Source organism: Sphingobacterium composti (assembly GCF_009829075.1).
GTDB classification, from domain to species: Bacteria; Bacteroidota; Bacteroidia; order Sphingobacteriales; family Sphingobacteriaceae; genus Sphingobacterium; species Sphingobacterium composti.
The window spans coordinates 1-15,932 of record NZ_WUQZ01000016.1; the positions used below are offsets into that span (position 1 = coordinate 1).

17 protein-coding genes are annotated in these 15,932 nt (G+C 35.2%); 13 read left to right on the plus strand and 4 right to left on the minus strand.

The features are described 5' to 3' along the window. Together GOQ17_RS10935 and GOQ17_RS10940 are read right to left on the minus strand one after the other, a co-directional pair. Positions 1-199: hypothetical protein (locus tag GOQ17_RS10935; protein ID WP_394350608.1), on the minus strand; the 199-nt coding region annotated here is incomplete at its 3' end. Positions 200-324: 125 nt separating this feature from the next. Further along, entirely contained in the window at positions 325-531 is a 207-nt protein-coding gene (locus tag GOQ17_RS10940; protein WP_132778533.1) for a hypothetical protein, read from the minus strand. 312 nt (positions 532-843) lie between these two features. Between GOQ17_RS10940 and GOQ17_RS10945 the strand changes: the two genes are divergently transcribed. The 4 genes from GOQ17_RS10945 to GOQ17_RS10955 all read left to right on the plus strand — a co-directional run bounded on the left by GOQ17_RS10945 (position 844) and on the right by GOQ17_RS10955 (position 4,314). Further along, positions 844-1,236: a DUF5777 family beta-barrel protein gene (locus GOQ17_RS10945; protein ID WP_159637430.1), complete on the plus strand. Its 393-nt coding sequence runs from the start codon at positions 844-846 to the stop codon at positions 1,234-1,236. Next, positions 1,206-1,367 carry a DUF5777 family beta-barrel protein gene (locus GOQ17_RS16600; RefSeq protein ID WP_394350610.1) on the plus strand — a complete coding sequence of 54 codons (162 nt, stop codon included), beginning with the start codon at positions 1,206-1,208 and terminating at the stop codon, positions 1,365-1,367. The genes GOQ17_RS10945 and GOQ17_RS16600 overlap by 31 nt, the downstream gene beginning before the upstream one ends. 243 nt (positions 1,368-1,610) lie before the next feature. Next, on the plus strand, positions 1,611-3,791 hold the full coding sequence (locus GOQ17_RS10950; protein WP_159637431.1) for an ATP-binding protein: 2,181 nt from the start codon (positions 1,611-1,613) through the stop codon (positions 3,789-3,791). Then, positions 3,784-4,314: a biliverdin-producing heme oxygenase gene (locus GOQ17_RS10955; RefSeq protein ID WP_159637432.1), complete on the plus strand. Its 531-nt coding sequence runs from the start codon at positions 3,784-3,786 to the stop codon at positions 4,312-4,314. Before GOQ17_RS10950 ends, GOQ17_RS10955 begins: the two co-directional genes overlap by 8 nt. A gap of 360 nt (positions 4,315-4,674) precedes the next feature. Here GOQ17_RS10955 and recN read toward each other — a convergent pair whose 3' ends face one another. Next, a complete protein-coding gene (gene recN, locus GOQ17_RS10960; RefSeq protein WP_159637433.1) occupies positions 4,675-6,336 on the minus strand; it encodes a DNA repair protein RecN in 1,662 nt (553 codons plus the stop codon). A 119-nt stretch (positions 6,337-6,455) separates the two neighbouring features. On the opposite strand from recN, the gene GOQ17_RS10965 reads away from it, so the two are divergent. The 8 genes from GOQ17_RS10965 (at position 6,456) to GOQ17_RS11000 (ending at position 13,296) form a co-directional block, all read left to right on the plus strand. After that, positions 6,456-7,070, plus strand: coding sequence for a SprT family zinc-dependent metalloprotease (locus tag GOQ17_RS10965; protein ID WP_159637434.1), 615 nt, complete (start codon positions 6,456-6,458; stop codon positions 7,068-7,070). A 60-nt stretch (positions 7,071-7,130) separates the two neighbouring features. Further along, the gene (locus GOQ17_RS10970; RefSeq protein ID WP_159637435.1) at positions 7,131-8,786 is read left to right on the plus strand and encodes a M28 family peptidase; all 1,656 of its coding nucleotides are present in this window, start codon (positions 7,131-7,133) and stop codon (positions 8,784-8,786) included. 52 nt (positions 8,787-8,838) lie between these two features. Then, entirely contained in the window at positions 8,839-9,255 is a 417-nt protein-coding gene (locus GOQ17_RS10975; RefSeq protein ID WP_159637436.1) for a hypothetical protein, read from the plus strand. A 169-nt stretch (positions 9,256-9,424) separates the two neighbouring features. Then, positions 9,425-10,273, plus strand: coding sequence for a transketolase (locus GOQ17_RS10980; RefSeq protein ID WP_159637437.1), 849 nt, complete (start codon positions 9,425-9,427; stop codon positions 10,271-10,273). A gap of 80 nt (positions 10,274-10,353) precedes the next feature. Further along, on the plus strand, positions 10,354-11,310 hold the full coding sequence (locus GOQ17_RS10985; RefSeq protein WP_159637439.1) for a transketolase family protein: 957 nt from the start codon (positions 10,354-10,356) through the stop codon (positions 11,308-11,310). A 3-nt stretch (positions 11,311-11,313) separates the two neighbouring features. Continuing rightward, positions 11,314-11,859, plus strand: coding sequence for an RNA polymerase sigma factor (locus GOQ17_RS10990; RefSeq protein WP_159637440.1), 546 nt, complete (start codon positions 11,314-11,316; stop codon positions 11,857-11,859). Positions 11,860-11,893: 34 nt separating this feature from the next. Beyond that, entirely contained in the window at positions 11,894-12,874 is a 981-nt protein-coding gene (locus GOQ17_RS10995) for a hypothetical protein (protein WP_159637441.1), read from the plus strand. A 47-nt stretch (positions 12,875-12,921) separates the two neighbouring features. Beyond that, positions 12,922-13,296, plus strand: coding sequence for a hypothetical protein (locus GOQ17_RS11000; protein WP_236537128.1), 375 nt, complete (start codon positions 12,922-12,924; stop codon positions 13,294-13,296). Positions 13,297-13,349: 53 nt separating this feature from the next. Here the strand turns inward: GOQ17_RS11000 and GOQ17_RS11005 are convergent, their stop codons facing one another. Next, a complete protein-coding gene (locus GOQ17_RS11005; protein WP_159637442.1) occupies positions 13,350-13,901 on the minus strand; it encodes a hypothetical protein in 552 nt (183 codons plus the stop codon). 131 nt (positions 13,902-14,032) lie between these two features. Here GOQ17_RS11005 and GOQ17_RS11010 point away from each other — a divergent pair, with 131 nt between their 5' ends. After that, the gene (locus GOQ17_RS11010; RefSeq protein WP_159637443.1) at positions 14,033-15,883 is read left to right on the plus strand and encodes a DEAD/DEAH box helicase; all 1,851 of its coding nucleotides are present in this window, start codon (positions 14,033-14,035) and stop codon (positions 15,881-15,883) included. The last annotated feature ends 49 nt before the right edge of the window (positions 15,884-15,932 follow it).

The following is a 15,932-nucleotide window of genomic DNA, read 5'->3' on the forward strand; positions in this document are numbered from 1 at the left end:
AACCATATATTTTCTTCCCTGTCTTTCGCAATAGGGTATCGTCCATGTGCGCATAGATATACCTATCCTCTGATTCATTCAAAAGAACAACTTGTTTTCGAATTACCCCAAAAATATCTTTTAGATTTATTCGGCTCCCCTTAAATAGATGGTATGCTGCAGACCAATCTTTAAATTGATTGCCACTTGCTGTTAACATACCAGTCACTGTACATCGACCTAGACTACATAGCAAACCCAATGCTAAACTGCGGGCTCTCTGAAAGGTACGGTGTTGATTAAAAGCCGAACTACATTATTCAAAAAGATATTGAAAATGAGCGATTATGCTTTTTTGGGGAGTTTTTTTTTAAGGTCTTTTACAGACTCGTCACTTCGTTGAAGAACAAGTCGCTGATGATCATCTATTACCCACTCTACAATTTCTCCTTGTTGAAATTCAATAGCTTGAGCAACTGCGGCTGGAAAGTTAACATACCACTGTTCACTTTTAGCGCGTTTAATCACTTGAACTTTTGTTGGATATCCCATACCTAGTTGTTTAACTAGATGTTAAGTTGTAAAAAAAATGCGATAAATCAAAAATCATCGCATTTTTTTTAAAATATCTAATAAACAGCCAAAGTCAAGAGAGAGCTCAATTGAGCTCTCTTCCTGTTTAAAAAACAGCTATCTATCTAATATTACTTTAGGGGGCAATTCCAAAACTTACAGCCACACCTTTGGACTGTAAGTTTGTTCTTCCATAACCAATACCTGTTAGAGGTATTTGCAAGAACGGTCTTATTCCAATACTCAACTCAATATTAATTTCTAGAGCAGACTAATGATAACAAAATCCCTGTGAGTGTTGCCTTTTTTGGAAGTGCAACCACTTCAGCAATGGGCAAATCCGAAGACCTAACATCTCCTTCTAATTTCTCAAAATTTAGCGATAGAATGACCTATGTAAGTCAGCTAGTAATAGCAAGAATGTTTAATCCTGCATTTTCATTAGTATTAATCCCAAGCTACATACATCATGATTATACAGCGTATGGAGATCAAAATTCAACCTTTGCGCTTTCTGTCGGTGGTCGATTAAAATTCACAAAAAGAATGACCCTTTTAGCCGACTATGTTGCACCGTTTCGAAATAAAGAAAAGAAAGATTACATAGAAAATATCAACGGAAATTTTATAATGCACTGGGGGTCGGACTCGAAATTGAGACTGGAGGTCATGTTTTCAATCTGAATTTCACTAACGCAAATGCTGTACAAGAATCACAATATATCACAGAGACGACTACCAGTCGGACAAAAGGACAATTCAGATGGGGATTTAGTATTGCAAGACGCTTCTCATTTGATAAGCAAAAGCATTAATAGATGTTCTGCTTAATTTAAATAATATAAGATATCATTAACAATTTTAGTTCATAAAAATTGTAAAATAAATAGCATTATACTTTTCATTATAAATCAATAAATCCAATATTTTGCATTTTCTCTATTGTTAACAATTAAAACCTTAACATAATAATATATTACCTTGATTATATATCAGGAATATAAGATAACATATTACCTACAATTAAGTATATTTAATCCATCTATCTCGCACCTTTGATGATTAAAAACTTAAAAACATTAAACTGTGAAGAGGAACAAATTCATTTATGTGGAAAAATCCAGAATTTTGGCTACCTCGTAGTCTTCAATTTATTAGGTGAATGCATAGCTATCAGTGAAAATTGTGACGAATGGTTTCCTTGCGGAATAACTAAAGCGTTGAATGTACATATTAATGAAATTTTAGATTACATTAATGTAGATAAGAAATTTGATAGCGCGCAAATTTCATGTTTAGAAGAGAATCCTTACACACAACACGTACTAATTAATGACTATTCCTATCAGCTTACTATATATTCCTATCAGGGGAATTTATATGTAGAGTTTGAGAAGAACGAAAGTATGGTCATTGCTTTGAGCCAGCTCAATGAATTCCAGCATACATTCCAAAAAAGTGATAGTCTATGGCAAGCATTATGCGATAATATATCAAAGATCATTGATTTCGACCGGGTGATGGTCTATCAATTTTTGGAAGATAATAGTGGTATAGTTGTTGCCGAAAAGAAAAAGCTTGAAGAAGATTCAATTTTGGGGTATAGGTATCCCGAATTTGATATACCACAACAAGCTAGACAACTTTATCTTAAAAATTTATCCAGACAAACTCCAGATATTCATGCGGATGTAATACCACTTTATGGTAATTCTCCCAAGAGTATAGATCTTTCAAAATCTCATGTACGAGCACTATCACCTATACATTTGCAGTATTTAAATAATTTTGGTGTACGAGCAAGTGCGAGCTTTTCTATTATCATAGATAATAAATTGTGGGGATTGGTGGCTTGTCAAAATATTTTACCGAAATATATACCTTATGATAAGCGAAGTTTAGGTTTGTTCGTGACACATTATGCGGCTAATAAATATTTGGTAGAGAGACAACGTATTCAAATAAAGCAAGATCAAATTATCAGTGAAATCGAATTAGAATTAAAAGAAAAACTGTTTTATAATCAATCTTTCGAAAAGACTTTAGGTGAGTTTGCACATCAGTTTATGCTAGCTCTATCAGCGACAGGATTAATAATTAAATCACTTGACCATTTTCTCAGCTTCGGAGAAACTCCAAGTGAATATATTCTAGAGGATATTCACACAAGCATTAATGAGAAAATGAGTACAGAGAATATATACACGTCTCACTCCTTCATGCTGTCAGAAGAAAAACAACTGGATAATAGTACATGGACGGGAATAGCGCGATTGAGTTGTGATAAAGACCATGAATTTGTTATTTATTGGTTCAGAAAGGAAATTATTATTGAAGAAAAATGGGCTGGAGTGCCTGAAAAACATCAAAAATTTTCCGAAGAAAAAAATGCTTATCTCTATTCTCCAAGAACTTCCTTTCAACTATGGAAAAAAGATGTCAAAGGTCAATCTGAAAAATGGTCAAAATTTGATCATGATTTTTTAGTACGCATTCAAAAGTTGATTCAAGAATCCATGTTGCGCAAAATGAATGAGGTCAAACGCCTTAATGAGCAGTTGATAGAAGCAAATAATAAGTTAGAAACTTATACACATGAATTGTCTCACGATCTAAAAAATCCGCTATCTACAATTATGACAGCAGCACAATTCATGTATTCACGTGATCAATTGTCCAAGGAAATGATCAATAAATTTGCAAAAAATATACACGAAGCAGCGCATTTGATAAACGAAATTATTGACAAGACTATCCAATCTACAAAAACATCATCGCAAATTCTTCCTTTTGAATCTATATCAACAGAAATCTTTATAAATCAAATTATTCATCAGGCAATACAAACTTATAAGGTGCAGAATTTTGAAATCATTTTAGGAGATCTGCATCCTGTATATGGAGAAAAAACATTATTATATCAGCTTTTTATGAACCTAATAAATAATGCCATAAAATTCAGTAGTAAAAAGCCGATGACTACAATTGAAATTCATAGTAAAATGGAAGGGAATAGACTTTTATATATAATTAAAGATAATGGAATAGGCATTGAAAATACTGAAAAGCAACATGTCTTCAGTATATTTAAACGTCTTACAAATGCGAGTCAATTTGAAGGAACTGGCGTTGGAATGGCTATTGTAAAAAGAATTGTTGACCGACTAAATGCCAATATCTCTTTTGAAAGTAACGTCGGTGAAGGAACTATATTTAAATTATCTTTCCCTAATGAATAGTAAGATTTTAAAAACAGAAACCCAAGATTTACATGATAAAATTGAGGAAGTAATGAATTCCCAACTTTTATTTTCAAATCAGTTTACGCTTGATCATTATCAAAATTTAATCCTTAAATCATATAATTATATAGCGGGGATACTTCCAAAGGTAAGTTCAGATTGGCCAGAATTTAAAATCATTTTGGAGCAGAAACTATCTGCGCTGTATTCTGATTTAAAGCATTTATCAATTATTATAAACAATTTATCGCCTGTAGTTATAAATAACACAAATCGCCATTACAAGCTGGGGTTGATTTATATTGTTTTAGGGGCTATGTTAGGAAATAAGATGATACTAAAAAAGCTACATGAATATCAAACATTTAAAGGTTTTCCATTTGTATACTTATCACAACATCAAGAAGATCTTTCCAAAATATGGAAAGAATTTCAGACACTAATTAATGGATTGGAAGAGATTGAACTTCAGAAAGTCATACAAGGTGCGAGAGATGGTTATTTATTATTTGGCAAATAACAGATAGTAAAACACTCATGGCATAAGTATTTATCACATCAGTATCGTGTCAAAAACTTTCATCATGCGATTTAATACTTAATATTTATAATTTTTCAGATTTACCCGAATCCAAATAATTTTTTGGCATATCAATTGAATAAGTGTAATCAACTATAAACATAAAACATCAGATTATGAAAACGATTGAACAAAAAGCAGCAGAATTGGGACTAGAAAAAGGTTATTATTTACTTTTATTAGCAATCATAGGAGACAATGTTGAATGACCTATGAAGAAATCTCTCAAAAATACTTTCATACAATAAACGCCTGCAAATATTCATTCGCAGGCGTTTCTATTATATATCAAATCCATTTTTAACGATTCAACAAATTCCTTGCATGTGCTAATGCCGCTTCACCAGGGTTAGTTCCACTAAGCATCTGCGCAACTTCAACTACGCGTTCATCTTCATTCATCAATACGATATTTGAACGGGTTTTGTCATTCTTGTCTTCCTTATAAACTTTGAAGTGTGAAGTTCCTTTGGAAGCAATTTGAGGCAAGTGCGTAATTGACAAAACCTGCATATTATTTGCTAAATCATGCATCACCTCACCTACTCGTAGCGCTACCTCACCCGAAATACCTGTATCAATTTCGTCAAAAATTATCGTTGGTAAAGCAGAATTTTGTGCAACCAAAGATTTGATTGCAAGCATCACACGTGATAACTCACCACCTGAAGCAACTTTATGAATTGGCTGCAAAGATTGACCTTTATTTGCTGAGAAAAGAAATTGAACCGCATCCAAACCTTTAATAGAAGCTTTATCTAAAGATTGCAAAATTAGTGACACTTCAAGTTTAGCATTTGCCATGCCTACATGCGCAAGAGTTTTTTGAACTGAGTCTTCTACTTTAGCTTTAATATTTTGGCGTTTTTGATGAAGCTGTTCTCCTAGTTTTAAAACTTTACCTTCTTGATTTTTCTTATCCTCTTCTAGTTTCTCCAAAATTTCGTCATGATTTAAGGCAACTTGTAGTTTTTCTTCCAATTCAGTTTGCAATTGAATAAGTTCCGTTTCCGATTCAAAACGGTGTTTCTTCAATAAACTATAGATATCACTTAAACGTGAATTGACTTCATCCAAACGCTTTTCATCCAAATTAACAGACGCTTCTTGACGTGAAATTTCTGATGAAACATCCTTGATCTCAATATAAGCACTGTTCAAACGATTTGCCAACTCTTCTGCATCTGTAAAGTAACGTGACGCTTGTTGAATTTGCTGTATACTTTCCTTTAATAGGGTCAAGGCATTTTGTTCGCCATCCGCCAACAAATGCGTAGAAGCTAACAAAGCTCGCTTAATTTCTTCTGCATTCTCCAATTGGCTTTGCTCCTCTTCTAATTCTTTCAATTCGCCTTCACGCACATTCAGTTTTTCCAATTCATCAAATAGAAATTGGTTATAATCCAATTCAGCATTAGCCGTGCGAGATTCTTCTTTCAGCGTTTTTAATTTTTTATCGAGCTGACGCAATTGTTGTAATTCTTTTCGAAAACCCTCCAAGAGAGAAGCATTATTCGCGATAGCATCAAGTACAAAAAGTTGGAATTCCTCGGTATTGATTTGCAAAGTCGCATGTTGCGAGTGAATATCAATCAATCTTTCACCCAGAGCCTTCAATGTCGATAAGTTCACCGGAGAATCATTAACAAAAGCACGTGATTTCCCATCTACTGAAATTTCACGACGAATAATCGTTTCGTTTTCGTATTCTAAATCATATTCTTCGAAAAATCCTTTCAGATCATAGGATGAAATAGAAAAATAACCCTCAATAACACATTTCTTGGAATCATCAAAAAACTGTTTGCCCTCCGCTCTATTACCCAAAACCAAGCCCAAAGCACCCATCAGAATAGATTTACCAGCTCCCGTTTCACCCGTAATAATATTCAATCCCTTATCAAAAGCGATATCCAAATTATCAATCAAAGCGTAGTTTTTTATGAGTAATCGTGATAGCATATTGTATAAATTGATGTAATGTGTATCGAAATTTCAATGTCAAATATAGGGATAAGATTTAGGTTTGAGAACCATAAAAAATTCACTTTTTAGGATTTAAATAATAAGTTTGTAGTGATATGCCAGATTTCAGCAAACAATTGAGCAAGTACATTCCTGCAGAAGCTGCACCAATAATTTCGCAATGGATTAATGATACCTCTTGCCGATTTAAAGTTACTAAAGCGCGTAGCACCAAACTCGGCGATTACCGTGCTCCATTTCGTGGAAGTTCGCATCAAATCACCGTCAATCACGACCTTAATCCCTATTCTTTTTTGATGACTACGGTACATGAGTTTGCACATTTGAAAACATATCAAGAGTTTAAAAGCCGTGTAAAGCCACATGGTGAAGAATGGAAAAACAACTTTAAATCGCTAATTCAGCCTTTTTTGAAATTGAACATTTTTCCAGTTGATGTCGTCTTGGCAATTAATAATTACATGAACAATCCTGCGGCATCTTCTTGTACGGATTTGAATCTATATCGTGTACTAAAACAATATGATAAGAAGGTATCGGAACTGATTCATGTTGAAGAACTACCGGAACAATCAATTTTTCAAATGAAAAATGGAAGAACATTCCAAAAGTTAGAAAAACTCCGTAAAAGATATAAGTGCTTGGAGATTTCGACACAAAAAATCTATTTATTTCATCCAATAGCAGAAGTCATTCCTGTCAAAGATTAGATACAAACCGCTACTTTTCTTTTTTAATCGTAATTTTAGTGGTTTCAACACATAAGAATTATGAATAAAACTTTTCTATTTTCCTGTGCATTGAGTATAGGTCTATTTTCGTGTAGTGAACAAGCTTCCAACTTTGATGCTACAGCATTAGACAGCACAGCACTTGGAGCTATTACAGAAGAATCCTATAAAGCCTACGTTGCACAACTCGCTTCTGATGAATTTTTAGGTCGCAAACCTTTTACCAAAGGTGATACATTGACGGTCAATTATATCGAAGAGCAATTTAAGGCAATAGGTCTTGAACCAGGCAATGGCGATTCATATTTTCAAGAAGTGCCCATGGTTGAAATCACATCAAAACCTGTAGAGCCCAATTTAACTTTCAAAGGAAAAAACGGTTCTATTTCTGTAAAATCACTAGATGATTTTGTTATTGGCACACGCAAACTCAAAGAGAACACTTTAGTGGAAGATACAGAACTTGTTTTTGCAGGATTTGGTATTGTCGCACCAGAATATAATTGGAACGATTACGAAGGTTTAGATGTAAAAGGCAAAACTGTTGTCGTGATGGTATCTGACCCTGGTCGATACGATAAAAACCTTTTCAAAGCTGATACGATGACCTACTATGGTAGATGGAGATACAAATTTGAAGAAGCTGGTCGTCAAGGCGCGACTGGAATTTTATTGATTCATGAGACTGCAGCAGCTAGTTATGGTTGGGATGTTGTTCGTTCAGGATGGTCGGGACCGCAATTGGAATTAACAACCAACAATCCAGACGAATTACCCGAATTCGAAGGTTGGGTTTCTACGCCTACTGCCGAAAAATTATTTAAACTTGCTGGACTTAACACGGACTTAATGGAAGCTGCTAAAAAGCCAGGCTTCAAAGCAATGCCGATGAATATCAGTACTAAAGTAGAATTAAAAAATGCATTTAGACACTCCAAGTCCAACAACGTAATAGCTAAAATATCAGGCACCAAACGTGCTGACGAAACAATTATTTACACAGCACATTGGGATCATTTGGGTGTTGGTGAAGCTGTAAATGGCGATTCTATTTATAATGGTGCCATTGACAATGCGGCTGGTGTAGCGGCTCTATTTGAAATTGGTAAAGCTTTCAAAGCTGCTAAGCATAAAGCTGAGCGTACCATTGTATTTATTGCGTTGACAGCGGAAGAAGAAGGCTTATTGGGTTCATCTTATTATGCAAACAATCCGATTTATCCTTTGAACAAAACTGTGGCAAACTTAAATATGGATGCTTTTAGTCCTTTAGGTGCTACAAAAGATGTGTCGATAGTCGGTATTGGACAAACAGAAATTGAAGATTATGTTGAACGCTCTGCTGCTAAATTCGGGAGAACAGTAGTTGGTGAGAAAAATCCAACTTCTGGAGGTTTTTATCGTTCTGACCATTTCAATTTTGTGAAAAAAGGTGTTCCAGGATTGTTTATGGGTTCGGGTTCAAAATTAATTTCGACAGATTCTGTAGCGATTGAAAAGCGTAAATCAGCATTAGCAAATAGATACCACAAACCACAAGATGAGTTGGATGAAAATTGGGATTTTAGCGGAATTTTGGCTGATATTCGTCTATTCTTCGACATCGGATATGTGATGAGTCAAGAAAAAACATTCCCTCAATTCAAAGCAAAATCTGAATTTAGAGAATTAGGCGAAAAACGACTTTCAAAATAGTACTTTTGTAGAATAGAAAATATTTAAAACTTTAAATCATATGTTAACAGGCATGAAACATTTACACTCCACTTTAGCTATTATTCTCTTAGTGGCCTTAGTTATTTCAATTGTCATTACGGCAGTGAATTATTTCAAAGCAAATCCATATAATCGTAAAATTGCTTTAATCGGGTTTATCTCTGCGCACTTGCAATTGCTAATTGGTTTGATAATTTACTTTGTGTCGCCCCTTGGTATTAAAAGTTTTTCAGGTGAAAACATGAGCAATAGCTTATCAAGATTATATTTCTTAGAGCATCCATTGATGATGATTATTGCTATTGTATTAATTACGGTTGGTTATATCAAAGCGAAAAAAGCTACACAAGATTTTGCTGCGAATAGAACAGTATTTATTACATACACTATCGCACTAATCTTGATTCTGTCCAGAATTCCTTGGTCGACTTGGTCGATTTTGAACTAATAACGAAAGGCTCATTTGTAAAAAATGAGCCTTTTTCTTTTATAAAATTTTCATAATAATGAAGAAGTATAACAATGCTATACATTTTTATGATTTCTATCAACTATACACTTCTTTAAACATTTAATTTCATTAACTTTACACGCATAATTTGTATAAAACAATCAAAATGAGTGTAGATATCAATAAACTTGAACAAACTGCAACACAAGTAAGACGTGACATCGTACGCATGGTACATGGATGTCAATCAGGACATCCTGGAGGTTCATTAGGCTGTGCTGACTATTTCGTAGCATTATATTTTCATGCTATGAAAAATGACCCATCGTTCAATATGGATGGTATTGGTGAAGATTTGTTCTTCTTGTCAAACGGACACATTTCGCCTGTATTTTACAGCACATTAGCTAGAGCGGGATACTTCCCTGTTAGCGAATTAGCGACATTCCGTAAATTAAACACACGTCTTCAAGGACACCCGACTACCCACGAAGGATTACCTGGTATTCGTATTGCTTCAGGTTCATTAGGTCAAGGTCTATCAGCTGCTATCGGTGCTGCACAAGCTAAAAAACTAAATAAAGACAATAATTTAGTTTATGTATTGATGGGTGATGGAGAATTGCAAGAGGGTCAAGTATGGGAAGCTGCTATGTATGCTCCACACAATAAAGTTGACAATCTAATCGCTGCTGTGGATTATAATGGTGCTCAAATTGATGGTTCTACAGACAATGTACTTTCATTAGGCAATCTTCGTGCTAAGTGGGAAGCATTTGGATGGGATGTTTTAGAAGTAGAGAAAGGTAATGATATGGCTGCAGTAGTAGCTGGTATCGATGAAGCTAAATCTCGTACTAGAAAAGGTAAACCTGTGATTATATTATTACACACAGCAATGGGTTCAGGTGTAGATTTTATGATGGGTACGCACAAATGGCATGGTGTAGCGCCAAATGATGAGCAATTAGCAAGTGCATTAAATCAATTACCAGAAACATTAGGCGATTATTAAAATAGATTTTAGATATAAGATGTTAGATATTAGATTATTTTCTAAATACTAACTACTAACATCTAAATACTACGACAAACATGAAAAAATATACATTCACAGAATCTAAAGATACACGTTCGGGCTTTGGTGCAGGGTTAGTAGAGGCAGGTAAGCAGAACGAAAATGTAGTGGCATTATGTGCTGATTTGATTGGTTCATTAAAAATGGATGCTTTTATCAAAGAGTTTCCTGAACGCTTCTTTCAAATCGGTATTGCTGAAGCAAATATGATGGGTATCGCGGCAGGATTGACTATTGGTGGCAAAATTCCTTTCACAGGAACTTTCGCTGAATTCTCAACTGCTCGTGTATACGATCAAATCCGCCAATCTATTGCTTATTCGCACAAAAATGTGAAAATCGCAGCGTCACACGCTGGTCTTACTTTAGGTGAAGATGGTGCTACTCACCAAACTTTGGAAGATATCGGTTTGATGAAAATGTTGCCAGGCATGGTGGTTATCAACCCTTGTGACTTTAATCAAACTAAAGCTGCTACTATTGCGGTAGCAAAATATGAAGGTCCAGTTTACTTACGTTTCGGTCGTCCAGTAGTTCCTAACTTCACTCCTGCCGACCAAACTTTCGAAATTGGTAAAGCAGTCATGTTGAATGAAGGTACTGATGTTACAATCGTAGCTACAGGTCACCTAGTATGGGAAGCGATCCAAGCTGGCGAAGAATTAGAAAAATTAGGCATCAGTGCTGAAATCATCAATATACACACGATTAAACCTTTAGATGAAGCAGCAATCTTAGCTTCTGTAAAGAAAACTGGTTGTGTAGTAACGGCTGAAGAGCACAATCGCCTAGGTGGACTAGGTGATAGTGTAGCACAACTATTAGCTACTCAATTACCAACTCCTCAAGAGTATGTAGCAGTAGATGATAGCTTCGGTGAATCAGGTACTCCTGCACAATTGATGGAAAAATATGGTTTGAATGCTGCTAGCATTGTAGCCAAAGCACAAAAAGTTATTAGCAGAAAAAAATAACAAATGGAAGACGCGCAAATCATATCCATGTTTGCCGATGAAAGTTCGCGTGAAGCAGCTTTCAAACAATTGTTGAAGAAATATCAACAAAAAATATATTGGCATGTCAGACGCATGGTCATCGATCATGACGATGCGGATGACGTGACCCAAGATATCTTTGTTAAAGTATGGCGTAATCTTGAGAAATTCAGAGAAGACTCTCAACTATACACTTGGTTATATAGAATCGCGACGAATGAATGTATCACGTTCTTGAACAAGAAAAAACAAAAAAACAATGTTTCATTAGACGATGATAATTCATCATATCTATCCGAAACATTGGCTGATGGTTCGTATTTTAATGGCGACAAGGCGCAATTAAAATTACAGCAAGCATTACTTACATTGCCCGAAAAACAAAGATTGGTATTCAACATGAAATACTTTGAAGATTTGAAGTATGATGAAATATCTGATATATTAGGAACCAGTGTAGGAGCCTTAAAAGCTTCATATCATTTAGCCGTTAAGAAAATAGAAACATTTTTTAATAGCCACGATTAAACCTTTGGATATTAGAATTATCTATATATAACGTATGAAGGAAATTAACACATATAACGAAGAATTAGGAGGCAAAAATCTACCAGATTCATTGCGTGTAAATCCTTTTTTTACTCCTCAAGACTTTTTTGAAGAGCAAGAAAACGTTATACTTAACCAAATTCGCCTATATTCTGCTGTTGGTAATCATAACGAAGATTCTCTACCAAATGCTACATCCGCTGTTCCTGATGGATATTTTGACACTCTTGAAAATTCTATTTTTGCAAAAATTGCTGAACATAGTCTAAAAGACAAAGTAGCTCAAGATGGATTTTCGGTTCCTGAACAATATTTCTATAATCTTAATCAGAATATTGAGTCAGCAGTAGCTGAAGAATATTTGAAATCTCAAGTTCCAACTTTAGATTTTGAAACTCCTATTGGCTATTTTGATAATGCTGAAGAACAAATTTTTGCTAAAATAGCAGAAATTAACATTCAAGAGAATGTAGGAAAAGAGACTGGTTATATCGTTCCTAATCAGTATTTCGAACATTCAGCGAATGAAATAGAAGCAACTATTAAACTTGACCAGTGGTCTAGAAAATCTGAGAATAACTCTTTCCATGTACCTGTTGGATATTTCGAGCAATTAACAACCTCTATTTTAGATAAAACTACAAATGCATCTAAAAAAGAGACATCAATAATTGTCTTTCCAAAACTTACAAATTGGAGAAAATACTCTGCAGCTGCCGCTATCGCTCTTTTAGTAGGAATTGGTTCTTATTTTGGAATTCAAAATATAAGTTCAACTAGCCAAATGCAACAGCATATTATTACTACAGATGTGAATCTGGAAAACATAAGTGATGAAGAAATTTTAAGCTATTTAGCTCAAGTTTCTGAAGGTGGAGATTTAATCCAATTGGCAGAATTTGCATCCGATGTAAATATCGTCGAAGAAAATGCTCAATTAGATTCAAATATTGAAGATGATGAAATTGAAGATTATTTAAATTACATGTTATAATGTTACATCTTAAATATATATTTACTACTATTTGTTTACTTTTTACAATGCAGGTCACTTTTGCGCAACGCAATTTTGAAGCTATAGAAAGTGAAAAAATAGCATATATTACCAAAGAGTTGAAACTAACACCTGCTGAAGCTGAACGTTTCTTTCCTATATACAATCAATATAACAAAGAAATGTGGGAGCTAAAACGCGCTAAGCGTGGGGCAATACGTACACCCGAAGGAGTTAATTCGCTAAATAGCGAAAAGCGTGATGTTATCGCTTATGATGTAAAAGAGGTAGAACTGAAAAAAGCTTTTCGTGCAGATTTTGCAAAATTCATTGGTCAAGCCCGAGCTTCACAATTTTTTCAAGTCGAAGAAGATTTTTTCAACTTACTGCGCAGTAAGATTCAGAATAGAAAGAAAGAATAAAAGATAAGCCTGCAAAACTGCAGGCTTACTTATTATTAATATTCAACCCTAAATCACCAAGGCTTAAAATCAGAAACCACAGGCTTAGTTAAATCAAATTTTACGGTAAATAATCTATCTGAACCAATTCTTCTCAAATTGTAGGTATATATTTTACCATCCATAGTAATCCACCATACATTCTGACATGCATAATCGATAAGTTGACAAGTTTCGTTGTCTGCCGGAAACATTTGTGAATTAACAGCTCCTTCGTTGGGAGATGTACCCCCGTAAAAAGTTACTTTATCAGGTGAACCATCTTCGTGTCTATGGTCATGTTTTAGTGTGATTACATTGTTTGAATAGCTCAAAATCCATGTTCTTGATTTATCATCACCCACAAAAAAAGGAATCTTCACTTCCCTATCATCATAACTCATTACTTGCATCAAAAGTTTTTTTCCGGTAAAACCATCACCTTCTTTACCACCTTCGACGATTTCACCTTCGAAATATTGACCTAAGAAAGGTTTGAATTGCTCTAAAAACAACTTTGAATTGGGTTTATCTTGTGCGATAACTAACTGAATGCTAAAAAGAAATACGAATAATAAATACTTCATAAGATATGCTTACATAATAATAAGTTTCGAATATAGCTTAAAAATCAATTGCTTACACTATTGTGTATATCGAATATTATCCTTACCTTTGCAACGCCTTAGGCAATAGTGCCTATTGTATAATTTATTTCATGAACCCATTTTTAGAACTGGGAATCCGTGAGGAAGTTGTTAAAGCCATCTCAGAAATAGGTTTCGAAAAACCTTCTGAAATACAGGAAAAAGCCATTCCTGTTTTATTGACTGGCAGCGACGATTTTGTCGGATTAGCCCAAACCGGCACAGGTAAGACAGCGGCATTTGGTCTACCATTATTAGAGCAATTAGACTTTTCTCAAAAACACCCACAAGCATTAGTATTATGCCCTACACGTGAGCTGTGTTTACAAATCGCTAAAGATTTAGAAAAATTTGCTAAGTACATCGACAACGTACATGTTGTAGCTGTATATGGAGGTGCAAACATCAGTGACCAATTGCGTCAAATCAGACGTGGTGTACAGATTGTAGTTGCTACTCCAGGACGTATGTTAGATATCATTGGCAGAAATGCAATTGATTTCTCTAATGTAAAATATGTTGTATTGGATGAAGCGGACGAAATGTTGAACATGGGCTTCCAAGAAGACATCAACAACATCTTGTCAGAAACTCCAGAAGACAAAAAAACTTGGTTATTCTCAGCTACTATGCCTAGAGAGGTACGTCGTATCGCTCAAAAGTATATGACTGACCCATTTGAATTAACTGTTGGCACAAAAAACACAGGTAATGCAAATATCGAGCACCAATACTTCTTGGTAAAAGCGAGAGATAAATACGCAGCATTCAAACGTATCGTAGATTCTAATCCGGATATCTTTGGTATTGTATTCTGTCGTACTAAAATCGAAACGCAAGAAATCGCTGAAGCATTAATCAAAGATGGTTACAATGCGGATGCATTACACGGTGATTTATCACAACAACAACGTGACAAAGTAATGAAACGTTACCGTGACCGTAGCTTACAAATGTTGATCGCAACTGACGTAGCTGCACGTGGTATCGATGTGAATGACGTGACGCACGTTATCAACTTCTCATTACCTGATGAAATTGAAAACTATACGCACCGTTCGGGTCGTACAGCTCGTGCTGGTAAAACTGGTATTTCAATCTCATTGATTAACATCAAAGAGCAAAGCAAAATTCGTCAACTTGAAAAAGTTATCGGTAAACCTTTTGTTAAAATGGAAGTCCCTCAAGGGGAAGAAGTTGTTGCTAAACAATTGATGACCATTATTGACAAGGTTAAAAATGTAGAAGTAAACGAAGAGCAAATCAACACTTTCTTGCCTGCTATCATGGAAGGTTTCGAAGATTTATCGAAAGAAGAAATTGTAAAAAGATTTGCATCTCTTGAATTCAACCGTTTCTTAGACTATTACAAAAATGCACCTGATTTAAATATCGATGCACGCGATATTAGCGCTAGAGGCGAACGTGGTGAAAGAGTAGAACGTGGTTCACGCCAAGGTTCAAAAGGATACACTCGTTTGTTCATGAACTTAGGTTCTGTAGATGAATTTAGCCGTGGAGATATGTTAGGTTTTATTTGCAACACAGCAAATATCACTGGTAAATCTATCGGTAAAATTGATTTGAAAGGTGTATTTACTTTCTTCGAAGTTCAAGATGAAGAGGTTAATAAAGTATTCGACGGATTCAAAGGTGTAGACTTCAACGGACGTCAAGTGCGTATTGAAGTTTCTGGCGAAGGACGTTCGGAGCGTGGTGGCGACCGTGGTGGTCGCTCAAGAGGCGGTGACCGTGGTGGAAGAGGCCGTAGCGAACGTAGCGGAGGTTTTGGCGGAGAGAGAAGAGACCGTGGCGGTGACCGTCGTGGTGGATTCTCCGGCGAACGTAGAGACCGTGGTGGAGATAATGGCGGTTTCCGTGATTTCTCAGGCAAACGTCGCGAATCAAAAAGCAAATATTAATCTTAAAAATATTGCGTAAATTTGTAAGGCTACCTACTTTGGGTAGCCT